Origin of the sequence: Corynebacterium sp. HMSC055D05 (genome assembly GCF_001810365.1) — a bacterium.
Classification (GTDB): domain Bacteria; phylum Actinomycetota; class Actinomycetes; order Mycobacteriales; family Mycobacteriaceae; genus Corynebacterium; species Corynebacterium coyleae.
Window position 1 is genome coordinate 1 of the sequence record NZ_KV801072.1, and the last position, 430, is coordinate 430.

At 56.0% G+C, this 430-nt stretch carries 1 protein-coding gene; it reads left to right on the forward strand.

The annotated features are described in order from the left end of the window. Positions 1 to 430, forward strand: a 430-nt coding sequence (locus tag HMPREF2734_RS12035; protein WP_210384742.1) for a hypothetical protein, incomplete at both ends; no start/stop codon positions are given.

Below are 430 nucleotides of genomic sequence, written 5' to 3' on the forward strand. Positions count from 1 at the left end.
TGAGGTCCTGGATAAGGACGGTAACCCGATCGAGAATGCCAAGGTTGAGGTTGATCCGAACACCGGTGAGATCAAGGTGACCGTTCCGGAGGGCACCAAGCCGCAGGATGGCAAGGTTGTCGTCAAGGACAAGGACGGCAACAAGGTCGGCGAGATCGACATCAACATCGTTGATCCGAACTCGGATGCTGCGAAGAACACTCCGGACTACGGCGATCGTAAGAACGTCGAGGCGGGTAAGACTAAGAAGTCTGATCCGTTTGAGGGCAAGACCGATGTTCCTGTGAAGGAAGCGAAGGGTAAGCCGTCTGCTGGTGCCGACGACTGGACCTTCAAGACTGGCGAGACCGACGGTGTTGTTGAGGCAACGGCTCCTGGCTACGACAAGGTCGCTGAGAAGATCGACTCTGAGCTGCCGAACATTGATAGC